The 18,086-nt window shown below is 68.9% G+C and carries 15 protein-coding genes; 8 read left to right on the forward strand and 7 right to left on the reverse strand.

Annotation, left to right across the window (positions count from 1 at the left end):
- Positions 1-651 precede the first annotated feature (651 nt).
- Positions 652-1,308, reverse strand: coding sequence for a TetR/AcrR family transcriptional regulator (locus tag ACTJLD_RS07825; RefSeq protein ID WP_440658469.1), 657 nt, complete (start codon positions 1,306-1,308; stop codon positions 652-654).
- Between the two features lie 88 nt (positions 1,309-1,396).
- Here ACTJLD_RS07825 and ACTJLD_RS07830 point away from each other — a divergent pair, with 88 nt between their 5' ends.
- From ACTJLD_RS07830 to ACTJLD_RS07840, 3 genes are read left to right on the forward strand one after another with little or no spacing between them, the layout of a single operon-like run.
- Positions 1,397-2,299 carry an SDR family NAD(P)-dependent oxidoreductase gene (locus ACTJLD_RS07830; RefSeq protein WP_027790883.1) on the forward strand — a complete coding sequence of 301 codons (903 nt, stop codon included), beginning with the start codon at positions 1,397-1,399 and terminating at the stop codon, positions 2,297-2,299.
- Positions 2,296-3,861, forward strand: a complete 1,566-nt coding sequence (locus tag ACTJLD_RS07835; RefSeq protein WP_440658470.1) for a flavin-containing monooxygenase — start codon at positions 2,296-2,298, stop codon at positions 3,859-3,861. The genes ACTJLD_RS07830 and ACTJLD_RS07835 overlap by 4 nt, the downstream gene beginning before the upstream one ends.
- A gap of 7 nt (positions 3,862-3,868) precedes the next feature.
- Positions 3,869-4,855, forward strand: coding sequence for an alpha/beta fold hydrolase (locus tag ACTJLD_RS07840; RefSeq protein ID WP_321839060.1), 987 nt, complete (start codon positions 3,869-3,871; stop codon positions 4,853-4,855).
- 81 nt (positions 4,856-4,936) lie between these two features.
- Here ACTJLD_RS07840 and ACTJLD_RS07845 read toward each other — a convergent pair whose 3' ends face one another.
- On the reverse strand, positions 4,937-5,335 hold the full coding sequence (locus tag ACTJLD_RS07845; RefSeq protein ID WP_027790880.1) for a carboxymuconolactone decarboxylase family protein: 399 nt from the start codon (positions 5,333-5,335) through the stop codon (positions 4,937-4,939).
- Positions 5,336-5,694: 359 nt separating this feature from the next.
- On the opposite strand from ACTJLD_RS07845, the gene ACTJLD_RS07850 reads away from it, so the two are divergent.
- The gene (locus tag ACTJLD_RS07850; protein WP_440658472.1) at positions 5,695-8,079 is read left to right on the forward strand and encodes a collagen-like triple helix repeat-containing protein; all 2,385 of its coding nucleotides are present in this window, start codon (positions 5,695-5,697) and stop codon (positions 8,077-8,079) included.
- 120 nt (positions 8,080-8,199) lie between these two features.
- Complete coding sequence (locus ACTJLD_RS07855) at positions 8,200-9,483, forward strand: isoprenylcysteine carboxylmethyltransferase family protein (protein ID WP_176100623.1); 1,284 nt, start codon at positions 8,200-8,202, stop codon at positions 9,481-9,483.
- 117 nt (positions 9,484-9,600) lie between these two features.
- On the opposite strand, the gene cml is transcribed toward ACTJLD_RS07855, so the two are convergent.
- A complete protein-coding gene (gene cml / locus ACTJLD_RS07860; RefSeq protein WP_440658473.1) occupies positions 9,601-10,833 on the reverse strand; it encodes a CmlA/FloR family chloramphenicol efflux MFS transporter in 1,233 nt (410 codons plus the stop codon).
- A 687-nt stretch (positions 10,834-11,520) separates the two neighbouring features.
- On the opposite strand from cml, the gene ACTJLD_RS07865 reads away from it, so the two are divergent.
- Both ACTJLD_RS07865 and ACTJLD_RS07870 read left to right on the forward strand, forming a co-directional pair.
- Positions 11,521-12,198, forward strand: a complete 678-nt coding sequence (locus ACTJLD_RS07865; RefSeq protein WP_060171275.1) for a hypothetical protein — start codon at positions 11,521-11,523, stop codon at positions 12,196-12,198.
- A gap of 54 nt (positions 12,199-12,252) precedes the next feature.
- A complete protein-coding gene (locus ACTJLD_RS07870; protein ID WP_060317116.1) occupies positions 12,253-12,825 on the forward strand; it encodes an NADPH-dependent FMN reductase in 573 nt (190 codons plus the stop codon).
- A gap of 79 nt (positions 12,826-12,904) precedes the next feature.
- On the opposite strand, the gene ACTJLD_RS07875 is transcribed toward ACTJLD_RS07870, so the two are convergent.
- Positions 12,905-13,222, reverse strand: a complete 318-nt coding sequence (locus ACTJLD_RS07875; protein ID WP_440658475.1) for a DUF4148 domain-containing protein — start codon at positions 13,220-13,222, stop codon at positions 12,905-12,907.
- A 248-nt stretch (positions 13,223-13,470) separates the two neighbouring features.
- Here ACTJLD_RS07875 and ACTJLD_RS07880 point away from each other — a divergent pair, with 248 nt between their 5' ends.
- On the forward strand, positions 13,471-13,974 hold the full coding sequence (locus tag ACTJLD_RS07880) for a DM13 domain-containing protein (RefSeq protein ID WP_124534446.1): 504 nt from the start codon (positions 13,471-13,473) through the stop codon (positions 13,972-13,974).
- A 34-nt stretch (positions 13,975-14,008) separates the two neighbouring features.
- Here the strand turns inward: ACTJLD_RS07880 and ACTJLD_RS07885 are convergent, their stop codons facing one another.
- Genes ACTJLD_RS07885 through ACTJLD_RS07895 form a run of 3 tightly spaced genes read right to left on the reverse strand, consistent with a single transcriptional unit; the run spans position 14,009 to position 18,084 of the window.
- Positions 14,009-14,632 (reverse strand): DUF2894 domain-containing protein, encoded by a 624-nt coding sequence (locus tag ACTJLD_RS07885; RefSeq protein WP_440658476.1) that lies wholly within the window; start codon positions 14,630-14,632, stop codon positions 14,009-14,011.
- Positions 14,629-15,273 carry an OmpA family protein gene (locus ACTJLD_RS07890; RefSeq protein ID WP_021163899.1) on the reverse strand — a complete coding sequence of 215 codons (645 nt, stop codon included), beginning with the start codon at positions 15,271-15,273 and terminating at the stop codon, positions 14,629-14,631. Before ACTJLD_RS07890 ends, ACTJLD_RS07885 begins: the two co-directional genes overlap by 4 nt.
- A 3-nt stretch (positions 15,274-15,276) precedes the next feature.
- Positions 15,277-18,084, reverse strand: a complete 2,808-nt coding sequence (locus tag ACTJLD_RS07895) for a DUF802 domain-containing protein (protein WP_440658477.1) — start codon at positions 18,082-18,084, stop codon at positions 15,277-15,279.
- Between the last annotated feature and the right edge of the window lie 2 nt (positions 18,085-18,086).

Consider the following 18,086-nt stretch of genomic DNA (forward strand, 5'->3'; position numbering starts at 1 on the left):
GAACCGCTCCGCAACCGTGAATAAACGAGATTATTGAATCCAAAAAATTCGATATTTTATTTTCGGCTTATCCACTAAACTTTTTCATGGCAATTCATTGACCTGCGTTTGCCGAAGCACTTCAATTCTCCGACTCATTAAATCAATCAAGGAGTTTGAAATGTAAGCTGCCGCAATTTCATCGGGAACCACACCGTCGATTCGTGTCGACGCGGCCAACGGCAACCGGATCACCGAGCACTGCTGCTACGGCCAGGGCCGGCACACGGGCGCGTTCAGCCGGGCAGGCGGCAACGTGTCGGCGACGTGCCGGCGGGTCGGCAGCGCCGGCCAGACCAGTGGCGGCACGACGACCGCGTATCGCCGGGACGGTGAAGGCCGAACCGGGGGGATACACGGGTTCCTGATCGAGGTGCCTGGGCGCTGAGGGTTTCGCGCCATGAACGGCGCAATGCGAACTGCCTTTTTGCATTGCGCCGCCTTTTTAATTTGATCCGGATTGTTTTAACCCACTCATCGTCACACGCAAACCGAATCAAATCAAAAAAGAGACAACCCGACGTGCCGTGCGCCGTGTATTAGCTTCTTTATTTTGACTTTGAACCTGCAATTTGCCGGCGGACATGCCGGGAACAACGCGACACCATCCGGTCAGCTTGTCTCCCGCAACGTCCCCAGCAGCACCTTCCTGCAACTCGCGACCATCTGCGCTTCCGGATCGCGATATTCCGTGAGCAGCCACGCCGCGCCGACGTTCGTCATCGCGCCGACGAGCGCGAGCCCGATCAGCCGCTGCTCGGTGCGTTCCGCGGGCGTCGCCGCTTCGCGCGGCGCGCCGATCGCCATGATCAGCTTGCCGAAGTCGATCAGCATGCGCTGGTAGGTCATGTCGGTGTCCGCGCTCACGCCCATCACCTCGAGCAGCAGCACGCGCGCCGCGCACGGGTCGCGCAGGAACGCGAAGAACGCGGCGAGCCCGGCATCGATGCTCTCGCGCAGATCGCCGCCGCGCTCGGCCACTGCCCGCTCGACTGCCTCGTGCAACTGCTGCGCGTGATGCAGGTAGGTGCAGCGCAGCAAATCCTCGGTGCTGTCGAACGCCGCATAAAAATAGCGATCGTTCAGCTTCGCTTCCTGGCAGATCGACCGTACCGTCGCCTTGCGGAACCCGACCGTGCCGAACACACGCGTCGCCGCGCGGATCAGCGCGTCGCGCCGCTCGGCGGCCCGCACCTCGGGCGCCACGCCGCCATACGAGCGGCCCCGTTTTTCCGTTTCGAGTGCTTTCTCCATTCCGCTATTTGACATCAGGACACCCGAAAACTAAAGTGGTGACGACTAACACCACATTAGACGCGCCGCCGGCACGGGGCAAGCGGAACGGGAGGAGCAACGGATGAACGGGTTTTCCGGCAAGGTCGCCGCGATCACGGGCGCCGGTTCGGGCATGGGCCGCAGCCTCGCGGTCGAGCTTGCGCGGCGTGGCTGCGAGGTCGCGCTCGCCGACGTCAACGAAACCGGGCTCGCCGGCACGGCGGCCGCCTGCGCTCAGCATGGCGTGCGCGTGAGCACGCGGCGGCTCGACGTCGCCGACCGCGATGCGGTGTTCGCGTGGGCCGATTTCGTGCGCGCCGGGCATGGCAAGGTCAACCTGATCTTCAACAACGCGGGCGTGTCGCTGGCCGCCAGCGCCGAGACCGCGGACATCGCCGATCTCGAATGGATCGTCGGCATCAACTTCTGGGGCGTCGTGCACGGCACGCAGGCATTCCTGCCGCACCTGCGCGCGTCGGGCGACGGTCACGTCGTCAATACGTCGAGCCTGTTCGGGCTCGTCGCGATGCCCACACAAAGCGCTTACAACGCGACCAAGTTCGCGGTGCGCGGCTTTACCGAGGCGCTGCGGATGGAGCTCGAACTCGACGGCGCACCGGTGAGCGCGACCTGCGTGCATCCGGGCGGCGTCGCGACGAACATCGTCGACGCGGGCCGCGTCGATACCAGCATCCACGCACTCACGGGCCAGGACGAAGCGACCCATCGCCGCCAGGCGAACCGGCTGATCAACGCGACGACGGCCGACGAGGCCGCGCGGCAAATCCTCGCGGGTGTCGAGCGCAATGCGCGCCGCGTGCTCGTCGGCGCCGACGCACGCCGGCTCGACAGGATCGCGCGCCTGCTCGGCGCGGGTTACCAGTGGCTGATGCTGCGCCACGTGCGCCGCGCCCGGGCCCGCAACCTCCGCCCGAAGGAAGCCCCGGCCGCGCTCCCGACCACGCCCACCAAGGACCCGGCATGACCTCGACGACAACCGACCGGCGCGACGCGCCGCCCGCCCCCGGCGACAGCCGCGACCTCGACGTGCTGATCGTCGGTGCCGGCCTGTCCGGCATCGGCGCGGCGTATCACCTGAAGCAGCGCTGCCCGTATGCAAGCGTGGCCATCGTCGAGGCGCGCGACGCGATCGGCGGTACCTGGGACCTGTTCCGCTATCCGGGCGTCCGTTCGGATTCCGACATGTTCACGCTCGGCTACAGCTTCCGCCCGTGGCACAGCGACAAGGCGATCTCCGACGGCCAGACGATCCTCGACTACATCCGCGACACCGCGCGCACCTACGGCATCGACAAGACGATCCGTTACGGCCAGAAAGTCGTCGCGGCCGACTGGGATTCGAACCGCGCGCGCTGGACGGTGCGCATCGAGCGCACGCAGGGCGGCAAGACCGACACGCTCGTCTACACCTGCCGCTTCCTGTTCATGTGCAGCGGCTACTACGACTACGACGCCGGCTACCTGCCCGACTGGGCCGGGATGGACACGTTCGAAGGCAAGCTCGTGCATCCGCAGCACTGGCCGAAGGACCTGTCGTACGCGAACCGGCGCGTCGTCGTGATCGGCAGCGGCGCGACGGCCGTCACGCTCGTGCCGTCGATGGCGGCCGACGCGCAGCACGTGACGATGCTGCAGCGCTCGCCGACCTACATCGTGTCGCTGCCCGCGCGCGACAAGATCGCGAATGCGTTGCGACGCGTGCTGCCGTCCCGGCTCGCGCACCGGCTCGTGCGCGTGAAGAACGTGCTGCTGACGATTTACCTGTACAACGTGTCGCGCCGCAAGCCCGACCAGACGAAGAAGTTCATCATCCGCGCGGCCAGCAAGCAGCTCGGCCCCGACTTCGACGTCGCGAAGCACCTGACGCCGCGCTACATGCCGTGGGACCAGCGCGTGTGCCTCGTGCCGAACGGCGACCTGTTCAAGTCGATCCGCGCGGGCCGCGCGTCGATCGTCACCGACGAGATCGAGCGCTTCACGCCGACCGGCCTCAAGCTGAAGAGCGGCCAGCAGCTCGACGCGGACGTGATCGTCACCGCGACCGGGCTGAAGGTGAAGATGCTCGGCGGCGCGCGCGTCACGGTCGACGGCCGCGCGGTCGACCTGCCGGAGACCGTGTCGTACAAGGGAATGATGTACAGCGACGTGCCGAACCTCGCGTCGTCGTTCGGCTACACGAACGCGTCGTGGACGCTGAAGGCCGAGCTGATCGCGCGCTACGTGTGCCGGCTGCTCAACCACATGCGCGCGAACGACTACGACACGTGCGTGCCGCGGCTCGGCGCCGGCGAGCTCGGCGACGTGCCGGCCGTCAACCTGAGCTCGGGCTACATCCAGCGCGCGGCCGGCATCCTGCCGAAGCAGGGCCATCGCAAGCCGTGGAAATTCCACCAGAACTACGTGCGCGATCTCGCGTCGCTGAAGTTCAGCGCGCTCGCCGATTCGGCGATGCATTTCGAACGCCGCGCGAAAGCCGGCGCGGCCGCCGCGGCGCCGGTTGCCGAACCCGCACTCGAACCCCGTTGAGGCCGACATGACCCCTACGCTCCATCTGATTCAGAACGTATTGTTCGGCGTCGTCGCGGCGCTCGCCGCGCTCGCGCTGTTTACCGGTTATGTGGCCCGTCGCGTGACGCGTGCGTTTCCGCCCGAAGGCCGCTTCGTCGACGTCGGCGGCGACCGCATCCACTACGTCGAATACGGTAACGGCCCGCCGATCGTGTTCGTCCACGGGCTCGCCGGGCAACTGCGCAATTTCGCGTACCTGCCGCTCGCACGGCTCGCGCAGCGGCATCGCGTGATCCTCATCGACCGCCCGGGCGCCGGCCGCTCGCTGCGCGGCGCGGCTTCGCAGGCGAACGTGTTCGCGCAGGCCCGCACGGTCGCCGCGTTCATCGACGCGCTGCGGCTCGACAAGCCCGTGCTGGTCGGCCACTCGCTCGGCGGCGCGATCGCGCTTGCCGTCGGCCTCAACCATGCGGACCGCGTGAGCCGGCTCGCGCTGATCGCGCCGCTGTCGCACCAGCAGACCGAGCCGCCGGCGCCGTTCAAGCCGCTGATGCTGCCCTCGCCGCTCGTGCGCCGCTTCGTGTCGTGGACCTTCGCGATCCCGCTGACGATCCTGACCGGCCGCAAGGCCGTGCGCCAGGTGTTCGCGCCGGAAGACGTGCCGCGCGACTTCCCGGTCAAGGGCGGCGGCCTGCTCGGGATGCGCCCGCACGTGTTCTACGCGACGGCGACCGACCTGCTGTCGGCACCCGTCGACCTGCCCGCGATGGAACGCCGCTACGCGGATCTCGCGCTGCCGGTCGACGTGCTGTACGGCCGCGCCGATCCGATCCTGAACTGGCGCGAGCACGGCGACGCGCTCGCGAAGAAATCGGCGCGCGTGCGGCTGAAGGTCGTCGAGGGCGGGCACATGCTGCCGGTCACGATTCCGGAGGCCACCGCCGACTGGCTGCTCGAAGTCGCCGCCGCGCCGGCCGAGGCGGCACCGCAGGCAGCGCGCGTCGCGCACTGAGCCTGGAACCAGAGAAACCAGCGAAACCAGCGAAACCGCGCCTGATTCCGCGCCCGCCGTGCAGCCGAAGCGGCGGCGGAATCAGGCTTCGTCGTCGGGCACCGACAGCCCGAGATCCGAGATCACCTCCCGCGCGCTGCGGAATGCCTCGACCGCGGCCGGCGCGCCCGCGTACAGCGCGCTGTGCAGCAACACCTCGCGGATCTCGACGAGGCTCGCGCCGTTGTTGAGCGCGCCGCGAATGTGACCCTTCAGTTCCGTGCCGCGGCCGAGCGCCGCCAGCATCGCGCACGTGCACAGGCTGCGCGTCTTCAGGTCGATCCCGTCGCGCTGCCACGTGCTGCCCCACGCGTGCTCGTTCAGCCAGTTCTGCAGCGGGCGCGAAAAACCGTCGAGGTCGCGCATCGCACGCTCGACGAACGCCTCGCCCATCACGTCGATTCGTCGCGCCTTGCCGTTTTCCCTGTCCTGTTCGCTCATGTCCGGTTCCTGTATGGAGTCGTGGCCGCTTCGGCATCGTCGGCAGCCGGGGATTTCGCGCCATGTTCATCGGGCCGGCGCGTTTCGTCAAAGATGCGGCCCTCGGTTCGTGGCCATCCGCGCAACGCGATATCGAACGCTACGTAACATCGCGCCGCGCGTTACGGCGGCTTACGGGAACATCGCAACCGCCGCGCCCGCGCACCGAGCATGCCCGTCGCGCGAAAGCGCCGTTACTCCGTTTAAATCGCGCCGATCTTCCCGATTCCTGCAATAAAGCGCGACACCGTTTCGCGAATGCTGTCGTGGCGCGGAATTTGCAGAGGAGGCTTGGACACACTTCCAATGTCGAGGCCAACATGCACACACTCTTCAAGAAGACGACGGTAACGATGGCCGTCTCGTCGCTGCTCGCACTATATGGTTGCGGCTCGGTCGATGGACCGACGACCCCGCCGACGATCAAACCGAGCACGTCAGGGACGGGCGGCAGCTCGGGGACTTCGGGTACGTCGGGCGGTGGGACTTCGGGTGGCGGGACTTCGGGTAGTTCGGGGACTTCGGGGACTTCGGGGACTTCGGGGACTTCCGGTACGTCGGGCACTTCCGGTACGTCGGGTACTTCCGGCACCTCGGGCACTTCCGGTACCTCGGGTACTTCCGGTACGTCGGGCACTTCCGGCACCTCGGGTACCTCCGGCACGTCGGGTACTTCCGGCACCTCGGGCACTTCCGGCACCTCGGGCACCTCCGGTACGTCGGGCACTTCCGGTACGTCGGGTACTTCCGGTACGTCGGGTACTTCCGGTACGTCGGGTACTTCCGGTACGTCGGGTACCTCCGGCACGTCGGGCACTTCCGGTACGTCGGGTACCTCCGGCACGTCGGGTACCTCCGGCACGTCGGGCACTTCCGGTACGTCGGGTACTTCCGGTACGTCAGGCACCTCCGGTACGTCGGGCACTTCCGGTACGTCGGGCACTTCCGGCACCTCGGGTACCTCCGGCACGTCGGGTACTTCCGGCACCTCGGGCACTTCCGGCACCTCGGGCACCTCCGGTACGTCGGGCACTTCCGGTACGTCGGGCACTTCCGGTACGTCGGGTACTTCCGGTACGTCGGGTACTTCCGGTACGTCGGGTACTTCCGGTACGTCGGGTACTTCCGGTACCTCAGGTACTTCCGGTACGTCGGGTACCTCCGGTACGTCGGGCACTTCCGGCACCTCGGGTACCTCCGGCACGTCGGGTACTTCCGGCACCTCGGGTACCTCCGGCACGTCGGGAACTTCCGGCACCTCGGGCACCTCCGGTACGTCGGGCACTTCCGGTACGTCGGGTACGTCCGGTACCTCGGGTACGTCGGGCACCTCGGGCACTTCCGGCACCTCCGGCACCGGCGTCACCCCGCTCGGCAATGTCCTCCAGAAATCCGGCAACCTCGTGACGGCAGTCGGTACGACGGTCGCGAACGGCGGCGGCGTGATCGGCGGCGTGCAGATCCCCGGCACGAACCCGACGACGGCCAACAGCGTCGGCAACGCGGTCACGAGCCTCGGCAACGGCGTGCAGGCGCTCGGCAACGGCGTCGCGGCCGGCCTCGGCTCGATCGGCGTGTCGGCGAACCCGCTCGGGCCGACGCTGACGTCGACCACCGGCCTGCTGACCGGCGCCGGCGGCGCGGTCAACAACCTCGGCAACGCGGTGAAGAGCCTCGGCTCCGGCCCGCTGTCGCCGCTGTCGCCGGTCACGACGCTCGTCGGCGATCTCGTCAACACCGTGGGCGGCACCGTCAACTCGACCGCGTCGGGCCTCAACACGGCGCTGAACAGCTCGCCGGTCCAGCAGCTCGAGACGCAGGTCGGCAAGGTGATCAACCCGATCACGAACACGCTGACCGGCGGTGTCACGACGCCGGGCGCCACGCAGACGCTCGGCGGCGTCACGCTGCTCGGCACGCCGCTCAACGGCCTGCTGAGCGCGCTCGGCAACGGCCTCGCCCTCGCCGGCACGAAGGTCGGCGGCGCAACCGGCAACCCGGTCGGCACCGGCCTCGGCGGCGTCGTGGCACAGCTCGGCAACACGGTGACGTCCACCGGCGGCCTCGTCCACGACAACAACGCGGGCAGCTCCAGCAGCGGCACGGGCGGCAGCAACCCGCTCGCCCCGATCACGGGCCTGCTCGGCACGCTGACGGGCGGCCTGGGCGGCGGCAGCTCGAGCGGTTCGGGCGGCACGAGCGGCACGAGCAGCGGCGGCCCGCTCGGACCGGTCACGGGCCTGCTCGGCTCGCTGACGGGTGCGCTCGGCGGCCTCGGTTCGAGCGGCACGAGCGGCACCGGCGGAACGAGTGGCACCAGCGGCACCGGTGGCGCGGGTGTCGGCGGCCTGCTGGCGCCGGTCACCAACCTCGTCAATTCGCTGACGCCGCTCGGCGCCAGCCTTACGGGCACGGTCACGACGCCGGGCGGCAACGTGACGGGCACGCTCGGCGGCCTGCTGTCGAGCGGCCCGGTCGGCACGGTGACGGGTGCGCTGACGACGCCGGCAGGCGCCGCGGGCGCCATCGGCACCGCGAGCCCGGGCGGCGCGGCCGGCACGGCCACGACGCCTGCCGGCGGCGGCTCCGTGGCGGCCGGCCTGACCGGCAGCTCGAACGGCGGTGCTGCGGGCGGCGCCGGCAACCTGCTGTCGCCGGTGACGAACCTCCTCGGCGGTCTGCTGGGCGGCGGCACCAAGAAGTAACGCTTTACCTATCAGAACCACAGGCCAATGGCCGGGCGCGCATCCATACAAAGCCCGGCCGACGGCCGGCGTCACCCGCCAAGCGGGGGCACCGGCCTTCACCCGTACGAGGATCCGCTCATGAACTCCACGCTTGACGGCATCGCCGCGGTCCAGGACCGCCCGCCCCGTTCCGCCACGCCCCTGCGCGCCGGCCTGCTCGGCATCGCCGCCGGACTGTTCGCGCTGTGGATCACGCGCGGCCAGCCGACTTTCGATGCGGCCACGCGCGCGGTCATCGCCAGCCTCGCGATCATCGGCACGATCGCGCTGCACGAAATCTTCATCTCGCGCGTCTACCTGCGTCCGAGCGCGGGCCTGTCGCGGCAGGCCGTCCGCCCGCTCGGCATCGCGCGCGTCGCGACGCGGCTCGGCGCGCTGGCGTCGATCTATGCGGGCATCGGCGCGATCTACTGGCTGCTGCCCGAATACCACGGCGCGTTCTACCGGCCGTTCTGGTCGCTGCTGCGCTCGCTCGCGCCGTACGTGATCGTCGCCGCGCCGTTCTACTTCGCGTGGATGGACCGCCACCAGCGCGAGACCGACGATGCCTACCTGCTGTGGGGCCGCTTCCTGTTCCGCCGCGAGCAGCCCGCGAGCTGGAAGCCGGTGCGCGAAATGCTGGCCGGCTGGGGCGTGAAGGCGTTCTTCCTGCCGCTGATGACCGTCTACCTGTCGAAGGACGCCGATCACCTGACCGCGTCGCTCGCGAACGCGATGCACGCGCCGGCGACGATCGCGACCTTCATGTTCATGTACGACCTGTCGTTCACGATGGACCTGATGTTCGGCACCGTCGGCTACCTGTGCACGTTCCGCATCCTCGACAGCCACGTGCGCACCGTCGAGCCGACGACGCTCGGCTGGGTAGCCGCGCTGATGTGCTACCAGCCGTTCTGGTCGCTGTTCTCGAACAACTACATCCGCTACGAAGGCACGTTGTTCTGGGACAACTGGCTGCTGTCGGCCCCGACGCTGCGCGTGATCTGGGGCGCGGTGATCATCCTGCTGCTGCTGACCTACGCGCTGTGCACGATCTCGTTCGGGCTGCGTTTCTCGAACCTCACCAACCGCGGGATCATCACGTCGGGCCCGTACCGCTTCACGAAGCATCCGGCGTACATCACGAAGAACCTGTCGTACTGGATGGTGTCGGTACCGTTCGTCGAGCCGCTCGGCTGGCAGGTCGGGCTCATGCACTGCGCGGGGCTCGTCGCGGTCAACCTGATCTACTACACGCGGGCGAAGACCGAGGAACGGCACCTGATGCGCGACCCCGACTATCGCGCGTATGCCGAATGGATCGCGCAGCACGGGTTGTTCGCGCGGATGAGGCAGGCGTTCGGGCAGCGCGCGCCGGCCTGACACGGCGGCACAAGGCGGGGCCTGCTGGCCCGCCCATGGTTGACGGCACCGGCCGCGCGCCCGCGACTCCGCCGGAGCGCCGCGCCGCCGGAAATCGCCGTGCTTCGCCGCGCGCGCTCAGTCGAAACCGACGCCACGAGCGCGCCCGTCATGCAGATGGCCGGTCGCACGCGTCAGCCTCCTGATCGAGACGAAGCTCGCGAAGCCCATGCCGAAGCAGCAAGCCGCCAGCGGCCACGCGGTAGCCCCGTCGAACACCAGCGTCGCAAGCGTGCCCACGCCGGTGACGATCACGCTCTGCACCGCGTAATAAAGCGCCACTGCCTTGCCGGCGACATCGCCGAAATCGCGCAGCGCACCGTTTGCCGTCACCGCCGACATCAGCACGATGCCGACCGCAACCAGCCACATCGGCATCACGAACGTCGCAAACGACGGCTTCGTCAGGATCGTGCCGAGCGCCAGCACGATCGCGCCCGCCATCATCGCGACCGCGCCTCGCGCCACGCAGCCCGCCTCGCCCCACTTCGACACGAACCTCCCGGCGAAGCGCGAGACGACGACCATGACGATCGCGACAGTCGCAAAGGCCACGCTGAACGACACGCGCGAGTAACCGGCCGCACCGACCAGCACGCGCGGCGCGGTCGAGAAGAACACGAAGAACGCGCCCATCGAGGCCGCAAACGCGAGCGTGTGAACCCGGAACGGCCGGCTGCCGAGAATCGATGCGACGGACGGCCCCTGCCGGTTTGCCGTCCGCGGACGCGTTTCGTGCCAGCGCGGCCACGCGCGCCCGCATGCCAGCAGCCCCAGCACGCCGAGCATCGCGAAGATCGCGCGCCATCCGCAGGCCGTCGCGATGGCCGCGCCCAGCAGCGGGCCCAACGCCGGCACGAACGCCAGCATCGCGCCGAACTGGCTGTAGATGATGCGGCCTTCGGGGCGGTCGGCATAGACATCGCGAACGGTCGCGAACGTGGCGACGAGCGCCGCCGCGGCGCCCAGCGCCTGCAGCACGCGCAACACGACGAACGGGACGCCGCCGGTGGTGACCGCAAGCGCCAGGGAAGCCGCCGAAAAACACAGCGCGCCGCCCAGCATCACCGGCCGTCTGCCGATGCGATCCGACAACGGGCCGAAGATCATCTGGCCCAGGCCGAGGACGACCATGTAGACGCTCAGCGTCAACTGGACGACGGCCGGCGACGTGCCGAGCGCGGACGGCATGTCCGGGATCACCGGCAGGTACACGTCCATCGCCAGCGAAGCGAGGAGATCGAAAGGGGCCATCAGCAGGAGCGCCGACGGCAACGAATGGGCCCACACGGGCGTGGATTGTTCAGGCATGACAAGGCATCCGCTCAGAAAGGGAAATCTGGCGGCGATCTGCCTGGTCAGCGATGGACAACGGGAGATCGCCGCAACGACCGGTTGACGAAGGTCGTTGCGGCTCAGCGATCCGTGGACGGGCCAGCTCCCATGGAGGAATCCTTGCGTGGTGCGTTTTGCGTTGACCGTGCAGTGTAGTCGGTTCGCCAGGCCGGCACCAGCCGGGCGCGCGGTGCACGGCAGCGACTGTCCAGCCGGCCCGCCGCTCAGGCTACGGCGCGCTCCCATGCGGCCAATTGTCGCGAAACGATGCGATTCTCCGCGTTTCGTCACTTTTCTCCACCGATACGATTGCCCGCTCCCGGCGCCTCGCGTATGGTGCTGGCCGTCCGCGCCCGATCGGTCGCCCGGACACCCGACCGTCGTCGCGCACGACGGCCGCGCGGGCCGTGCCCGCCGTCACCGTCTCCGCGGCACCGCCCTTCGGCGCCGCGCATTCATGAGGAGAGAGACGTGATTCACAAAGTCCTGATCCTGTTCGCACTCTGCATCGCGGGCCTCGCCGCGATCGCCGCCGGTTTCCAGCACATCCCCAGCTGATTCGCGGCCCCGGCTCGCTTCGCCGGGCCCGGGGGCCGCACCCATTCCTCTCCCCTCTTGCGATGAACCACTTTCTCGGACCGCCCGGGACGGGCGCCTTTTGCCATGCGCATCGACGTACAGCATTCCCAGCACGACATCGACGATGAACTCGACTCGCTCTACGCACGCCTGCACCAGCCGGGCCATCGCCTGCACGGCCTGCCGGCCGTCGCGCTCGGCCGCTCCGGCCTGATCGTCCGCCACCGCGAGGCCGACGGCGAATACTTCCTGTACGTCGAGGATCCGGCCGCGCGCCAGCTCGCCGGCTATACGGTGTTCAACCGCCTGCCCGAAATCCCGCGTCGCGCCGACCGCTACCTGCGCGCGCCGCACACGCGGCTGCGCGGATCCGCGCAACGCAAGGGCCTCGCGACGACGCTGTATCGCTGGGGACTCGACGCCGGCCTGTGCCTGATCAGCGGCGCACGTCAGTCGATCGGCGCGGCGCAGCTGTGGACCGCGCTGGCCCATGACTATCGACACGGCTTCGTCGACATCGAAGGCCGCGCGCTGCGCTATCTCGGCGAAGCCGTTGCCGACGACGTGCACGGCGCGCTGCATACGCGTCGTCTGCTGCTCGGCAACGGGTGGGAAATCGGCGCATTCGCGCGCGCGGCCGGGATGGCCGACGTCGTTGCCGCAGAATGTCGCCACCCGGGATTTCCGCGGGAAAGGCGCGAACCGCACCGCTTGCACGGGGGCGCCCAAGCGCGTCACTCCGCCCGTGCACCGATGCGATAATCCGTCGGGCCGGCGCGCCCCTATCGCGCAAACCACCCAACGACACGCTCCTCGATGGCTACCGAACTCCAACCCGATTCCGAGCGCCGCATCGACCTCGTCGCGTTATGCGGCAGCCTGCGTGCGCAGTCGTATAACGCGGCGCTGCTGGATGCGGCGGCACGCGTCGCGCCGCCCGGGACGCACATCACGCGCTTCGATCGCCTCGGCGAATTTCCGCTGTTCAACCCCGACGCGGAATATCCGTCGCCCGCCGCGGTGCGCGACCTGATCGATCGCCTGAACGCCGCCGACGGCGTGCTGATCGCGAGCCCGGAATACGCGCACGGCGTGACCGGCGTGATGAAGAACGCGCTCGACTGGGTCGTGGGATGCGAAGCGTTCGTGTACAAGCCGGTCGCGGTGCTGAACGCATCGCCGCGCGCGACGCATGCGGACGCGGCGCTGCGGGAAACGCTGTCGGTGATGTCGGCGCGCATCGTCGAGCGCGCGTCGATCTCGCTCCCGATCCTCGGCAGCCAGCTCGACGCGGCCGGCATCGCCGCGCATCCGCCGTTCGCGGCGGCGCTGGTCGAGGCGTTGCACGCGCTCGGCGCGGAGATCGCCGAAGGCACGCCAGCACGCTGATGTTGCGTAACCGGAAGTCCATCGCAGTCCGGATTAATCGGACGCCGCGCCCGTCGACGGGCGCAACGTCCGGCACGGATCATCGTCCGCGATAGATCGGTCTGTCGGCCGCCATCGAACCCGATTCGCTCGCGGCCGGTGCTGCCATTCCGTATCCGCTGGTATCGGCCGCCGACGTGCCGGTCGAACCGACCTTCTTCAACGCCTCCGCCAGCCGCGCCGGATAGTACGGGTCTTCGCCGTTCTGGCGGTAGCCGGCCGCACGCAGGGCGGCCAGTTCGGCCTTCACCTCCGCGCGTGTCACGGTGGACTGCGGCGCGGCCCACGCGGACACGGAAACGGAAACGGAAACGGTCGCGGCAACCGTCGCGAGAACATACAGAGCAAGCTTGTTCATCTGATCTCTCCTGAGCATCGACGATGTTGTCGACGGAGAGTGAGTCGCGCCGCGTGCGCAAAGATGACACTCGCCGAAGAAGAAATCCGGCGTCGCGTCACGGTGCAGGTCCCACGCGGCACGCCGGCAGGAACGGCCTGTAACGGCGTGTTGAACGAAAACCCGATCGGCTGTCAGATTCCGCCGGCCCGCGCGACTACCGGCATGTGGCCCGGCGCCACCCTCCGTTTTCGTTCAAAGGGTCCGACATGAAAACCAGAATCTGGATACTGATCGCGTCGCATCTCGCGACGGGGCTCGCGGCGTTCGCCGCGGGCATCTACGTGCTGCCGATCCTCACGGCGACGGAAGGCGCAAGCGCCGTCGAACTGCAAGTGGCCGCGGAAAACGCGCGCCATACCGGCCGCTTCGAACGCAACCTGCCGGGCAGCGACGCGCTGCACTGGGCGGACGGCAAGCTGACCGTCACCGATTCGTCGATCGCGTTCGAGGGCGACATCGCACCGGGCCCCGACTACAAGCTCTATCTCGTGCCGGCCTTCGTCGACACGCGAGCGTCGTTCCTCGCGATCAAGGCGCGCGCCGTACGCGTGGGCGACCTGAAGACATTCGGCAATTTCGTCATGGCGCTTCCTGACGACGTGAATCCCGCGCAATACACGTCGGTCGTGATCTGGTGCGAACGCTTCTCGAAATTCATCAGCGCGGCCCGCTATCAAAGCGCGCCGGCGTCGGGCCTGACGTCGATGTGACCGGCGCGCGGCGGCAACGGTGCGTGCTCGCGCGCTACCGGGTCTTGGCGCGCGCGCTCTTCTTCACGGTCTTCGCGCGCGGTGCTTCCTTCTCGGGCTGCGCGCCGCCGCCGGCGAGATCCTCGAGCCACGCGAGCGCATCGACGTACGACAGGAACTGCTGCAGATATTCCGGCGACAGCTCGCGCATCGTCGCGAGCGACCGGTGCACGAGACTGTTCGAATTGAGCGGCCCCGCGTTGCGCGGCACCTGGTCGAGCGACTGGCGGTACTGCTGTTCGGTGCGGACCTTCGACCACATCGTGCGGAAGTAGTCGACCAGCTCCGGATCGAGCCCGCGCCGGTCGGCCTGCGCATCGCGGCCGAGCCGCTCGACGAGCGCCGCCAGCGACGGGCCGCGTCCGGCCGCACCATCGGCGGCTTGCGCGGTGTCGCCCGCGGCGGCCTTCGCTTCGTCGGCCCGCGCGACGACCGCCGCGAAGCCTTCGATCAGCGTGGCGAGCCGCGCGTCGAGCAGCCCGCGCGCGTTGCCTTCGAGCGCAGCCGCACGCCGCTCGAGCGCGTCGATCCGGAGAAAGCGCACGGGGTCGAGCCGGTCGGCGCCCTGCTCGCGCCATGCGTCGAGTGTCGCGCGAACATGCGTCGCGTCGTCGGTCACTTCGCGTTCCCTCCGTTCGATGCCGACTTGCGCGGCACCGGCGCGATCTCCACGCGACGGTTCTTCGCGCGGCCTTCATCGTCCGCATTCGAGCTGACCGGCTGTTCCGAGCCGAACGCGGCCGCGAACACCGACGACGCCGGCACGCCGGCGTCGATCATCGCGCGCGTGACCGTCAACGCGCGCTTGGCCGACAGTTCCCAGTTGTCCGCGAACTGGCGGTTGCCGGCATGCACCTGCTGGTCGTCAGCGAAGCCGCTGATCATCAGGATCTCGTCGCGTGTCTTCAGGTAGGCGGCGAGCGGTGCGGCCAGCGTCTTCAGCAGGTCGCGGCCGGCGGGCTGCAACTGGTCGGAGTTCAGCGCGAACAGCACGTTGCCGCTGATGCCGATGCGTCCGTTCACGAGCGTCACGCGGCCGGCCGCGAGCGGCCCGGCGAGCGCCTGCTCGAGCGACTTGCGCTGCTGCGCTTCCTGCTGGCGCGCGCGCACGGCTTCCTCGAGCTTCGACGTGAGCTGCAACTGCATGCCGATCACGCCGACGAGGATCAGCACGAACGCGCCGAGCAGCACCGACATCAGGTCGGCGAACGCGGGCCACACCGGCGCGGAGGACGCGCCGCCGTCGATTTCGTCGTGCATGCGTTACGCTCCGACGGACGCCCGCCGACCGGCGAGCTGCTGCAGGTCTTCGACGATCTGCTTCTGCGACATCATGCTCAGGTCGATCACCTCGCGCGCCTGCGCGACGTAGTACTCGAGCTGCTCGTCGCTGCGCGCGAGCGACTTCTCGAGCGCGGCCTCGATGCGTTGCAGATGGGTCAGCAGCTTGTCGTTCGACTCGCCGAATACCTGCACGGCCATCCCGAACGCATCGCCGAGGCTCGCGACTTCGACCGCGCCCGCCGTGACTTGCGCGGCCACCGAGTCGAGCTTGCGCGTTTCGGCGTCGACGGTGTCGTTGAAGCGCGCCCCGACGCGGTCGAGCAGGTCGGCCGACGTGCTGACGAGCGCGTCGATCGCGGTGCGCTGTTCGGTCGACGCGTGATTGACCGCGCCGAGCAGCGTTTCGAGCGTCGCGAGCAGGCGGCTGCGTTCCTCGAGCATCGCGGTGTCGTGCACCAGGCTGTCGGACAGGCGCTGGCGCAGTTCGGCGACGACGTCGGCCGCGGCCTTCGGCGCCTCCGACGCAGCCTGCACGAGGCGCGCGATCTCGTTGATCGTGTCGCTCGCATGCACCTGCGCCTGCGCGGTGATGTCGTTCGCGGTGCGGGCCAGCGTGTCGCAGATGTCCTGCTGGCGCGTCGCGGCCTGCGCGCTCGTGTGCGCCCATTCGTCGCGCAGCGCGGCCGCCATCGCGGCGAGCGAGTCGTTCCACGCGGCGAGGCGTTGTTCGTCGCGGGCGGCCAGTTGCGTCTGCAAGCCCGTGTGCGACTCGCGGATCGTCGACAGCAGGTCGTTCGAGCGTTGTTCGAACGTTGCAGCCTGTGCGGTCAGGTCGCGCGTCGTTTGCGCGAGTGCGTCGCAGATTTCCTGCTGACGGCCTGCGCTGTGCACGCCTGCACGCTGCCATTCGTCGCCGAGCTTCGCGGCCATCGCGGCCAGCGATTCGTTCCACGCGGTGAGGCGTTCTTCGTCGCGCGCGGCCAGTTGCGTCTGCAGGCCCGTGTGCGAATCGCGGATCGTCGACAGCAGGTCGTTCGAGCGTTGTTCGAACGTTGCAGCCTGTGCGGTCAGGTCGCGTGTCGTTTGCGCGAGTGCATCGCAGATTTCCTCCTGACGGCCCGCGCTGTGTACACCCGCACGCTGCCATTCGTCGCCGAGCTTCGCGGCCATCGCGGCCAGCGATTCGTTCCACGCGGTGAGGCGTTGTTCGTCGCGGGCGGCCAGTTGTGTCTGCAAACCCGTGTGCGACTCGCGAATCGTCGACAGCAGGTCGTTCGAGCGCTGTTCGAAAGCCGAAGCCTGTGCAGTCAGGTCGCGCGTCGTTTGCGCGAGTGCATCGCAGATTTCCTGCTGACGGCCCGCGCTGTGCTCGCCTGCGCGTTGCCATTCGTCGCCGAGCTTCGCGGCCATCGCGGCCAGCGATTCGTTCCACGCGGTGAGGCGCCGTTCGTCGCGCGCGGCCAGCTCGGTCTGTAGCCCCGCGTGCGACTCGCGCATCGCGGCAAGCGTCGCGCCCGAATGGCGTTCGAACGTCGCGGCGGCCTCGCCCAGCGCACGCGCATGCTGGCCGGCCAGCGTCTCGCCGACCTGCTCCTGGCGCGCCAGCGCATCGCGCCAGGCATCCGACAGGCGGCTTTCGGTCGATTCGAGGCGCGTCGCGACGCCGTCGAGCAGGTCCGTCGAACGCTGCGCGAAGGTCTCGGTGAACTGGCCGAGCGTCGTCTGCAACTGCTGCGCGACGGCATCGCCCGCACGGCGCTGTTCGTCGAGCGCGCGGCTCCAGACGGCCGTCACGTTGCCGGTGGTCTTCTCGAAGCCGTCCGTCAGCCCGTCGAGCTGACGCTGCACGGCGCCCGTCACGGTGTCGCGCAGCGCGGCCATCTCCTGCGCGAGCCCCGTCATCGTCGCGGCGACGACCGGCTGCAGCGCGGCACCGGCCACGCGCGCGCTTTCGGCGGCGCTTTCCTTCAGCGCGTCCCCGACATTCGACGCGAGGCCCGCATACGCGCGCTCGGTCCGATCGAAGAACGCTTGCTGGCTTTCGATCTGGCGATCGTGCAGCGCGACGCTGCGCGCCTCGAGCGACGTCATCATCGTCTGCAGGCGGTCGACCAGCGCCGGCATCACGTCGGCCTGGCGCTGCAGCAGCCGGAACGATTCGTCGCGCTGGTGCGCGGACGAGTGCACACGCAGCGTCGTCGCGATCTTCGCGTCGAGCTGCTGGGCCGCGTCGATCCGCTCGCGGCGCACGAGCGCGGACAGCAGGCCGAGCATCGCGGACGCCGCGACGCCGGCAATCGACGTGCCGAATGCGAAGCCGAGGCCCTTCACCGGCGCGATCAGCGACGCGCGGATCGCGTCGAGATCGGTCGCGCTTTCGAGCGCGGCGCCCGTGCCCTTCAGCGTGACGACCATCCCGAGCAGCGTGCCGAGCATGCCGAGCAGCACGAGCAGGCCGACGAGATAAGGCGTGAGCGACGGGCCCGGCAGCGCGACGCGCGCGCCTTCGACCCGCGCGCGCACGGCGCCGCGCAGGCCCGGGTGCAGCGTGTCGAGCCACGTGTCGAGCTTCGCGGGCGGCTCGGTCAGGCCGGCGACCGCGTGCGACAGCGTGGCGGTGGCCTGCCGGTAGCGCAGCAGTTCCCATGCGCCGGCGACGTAGCACGCGGCGATCAGCAGCGTGACGGCCGACGCCAGCGGGTTCGACGCGACATAGCCGACGCCGATCCAGCCCACAGCGAGCAGACCGGCGACGAAGACAACGAGATCAAGGCGAATTCTGGACATAG

Origin of the sequence: Burkholderia sp. 22088, assembly GCF_052045915.1 — a bacterium.
GTDB lineage: Bacteria > Pseudomonadota > Gammaproteobacteria > Burkholderiales > Burkholderiaceae > Burkholderia > Burkholderia cepacia.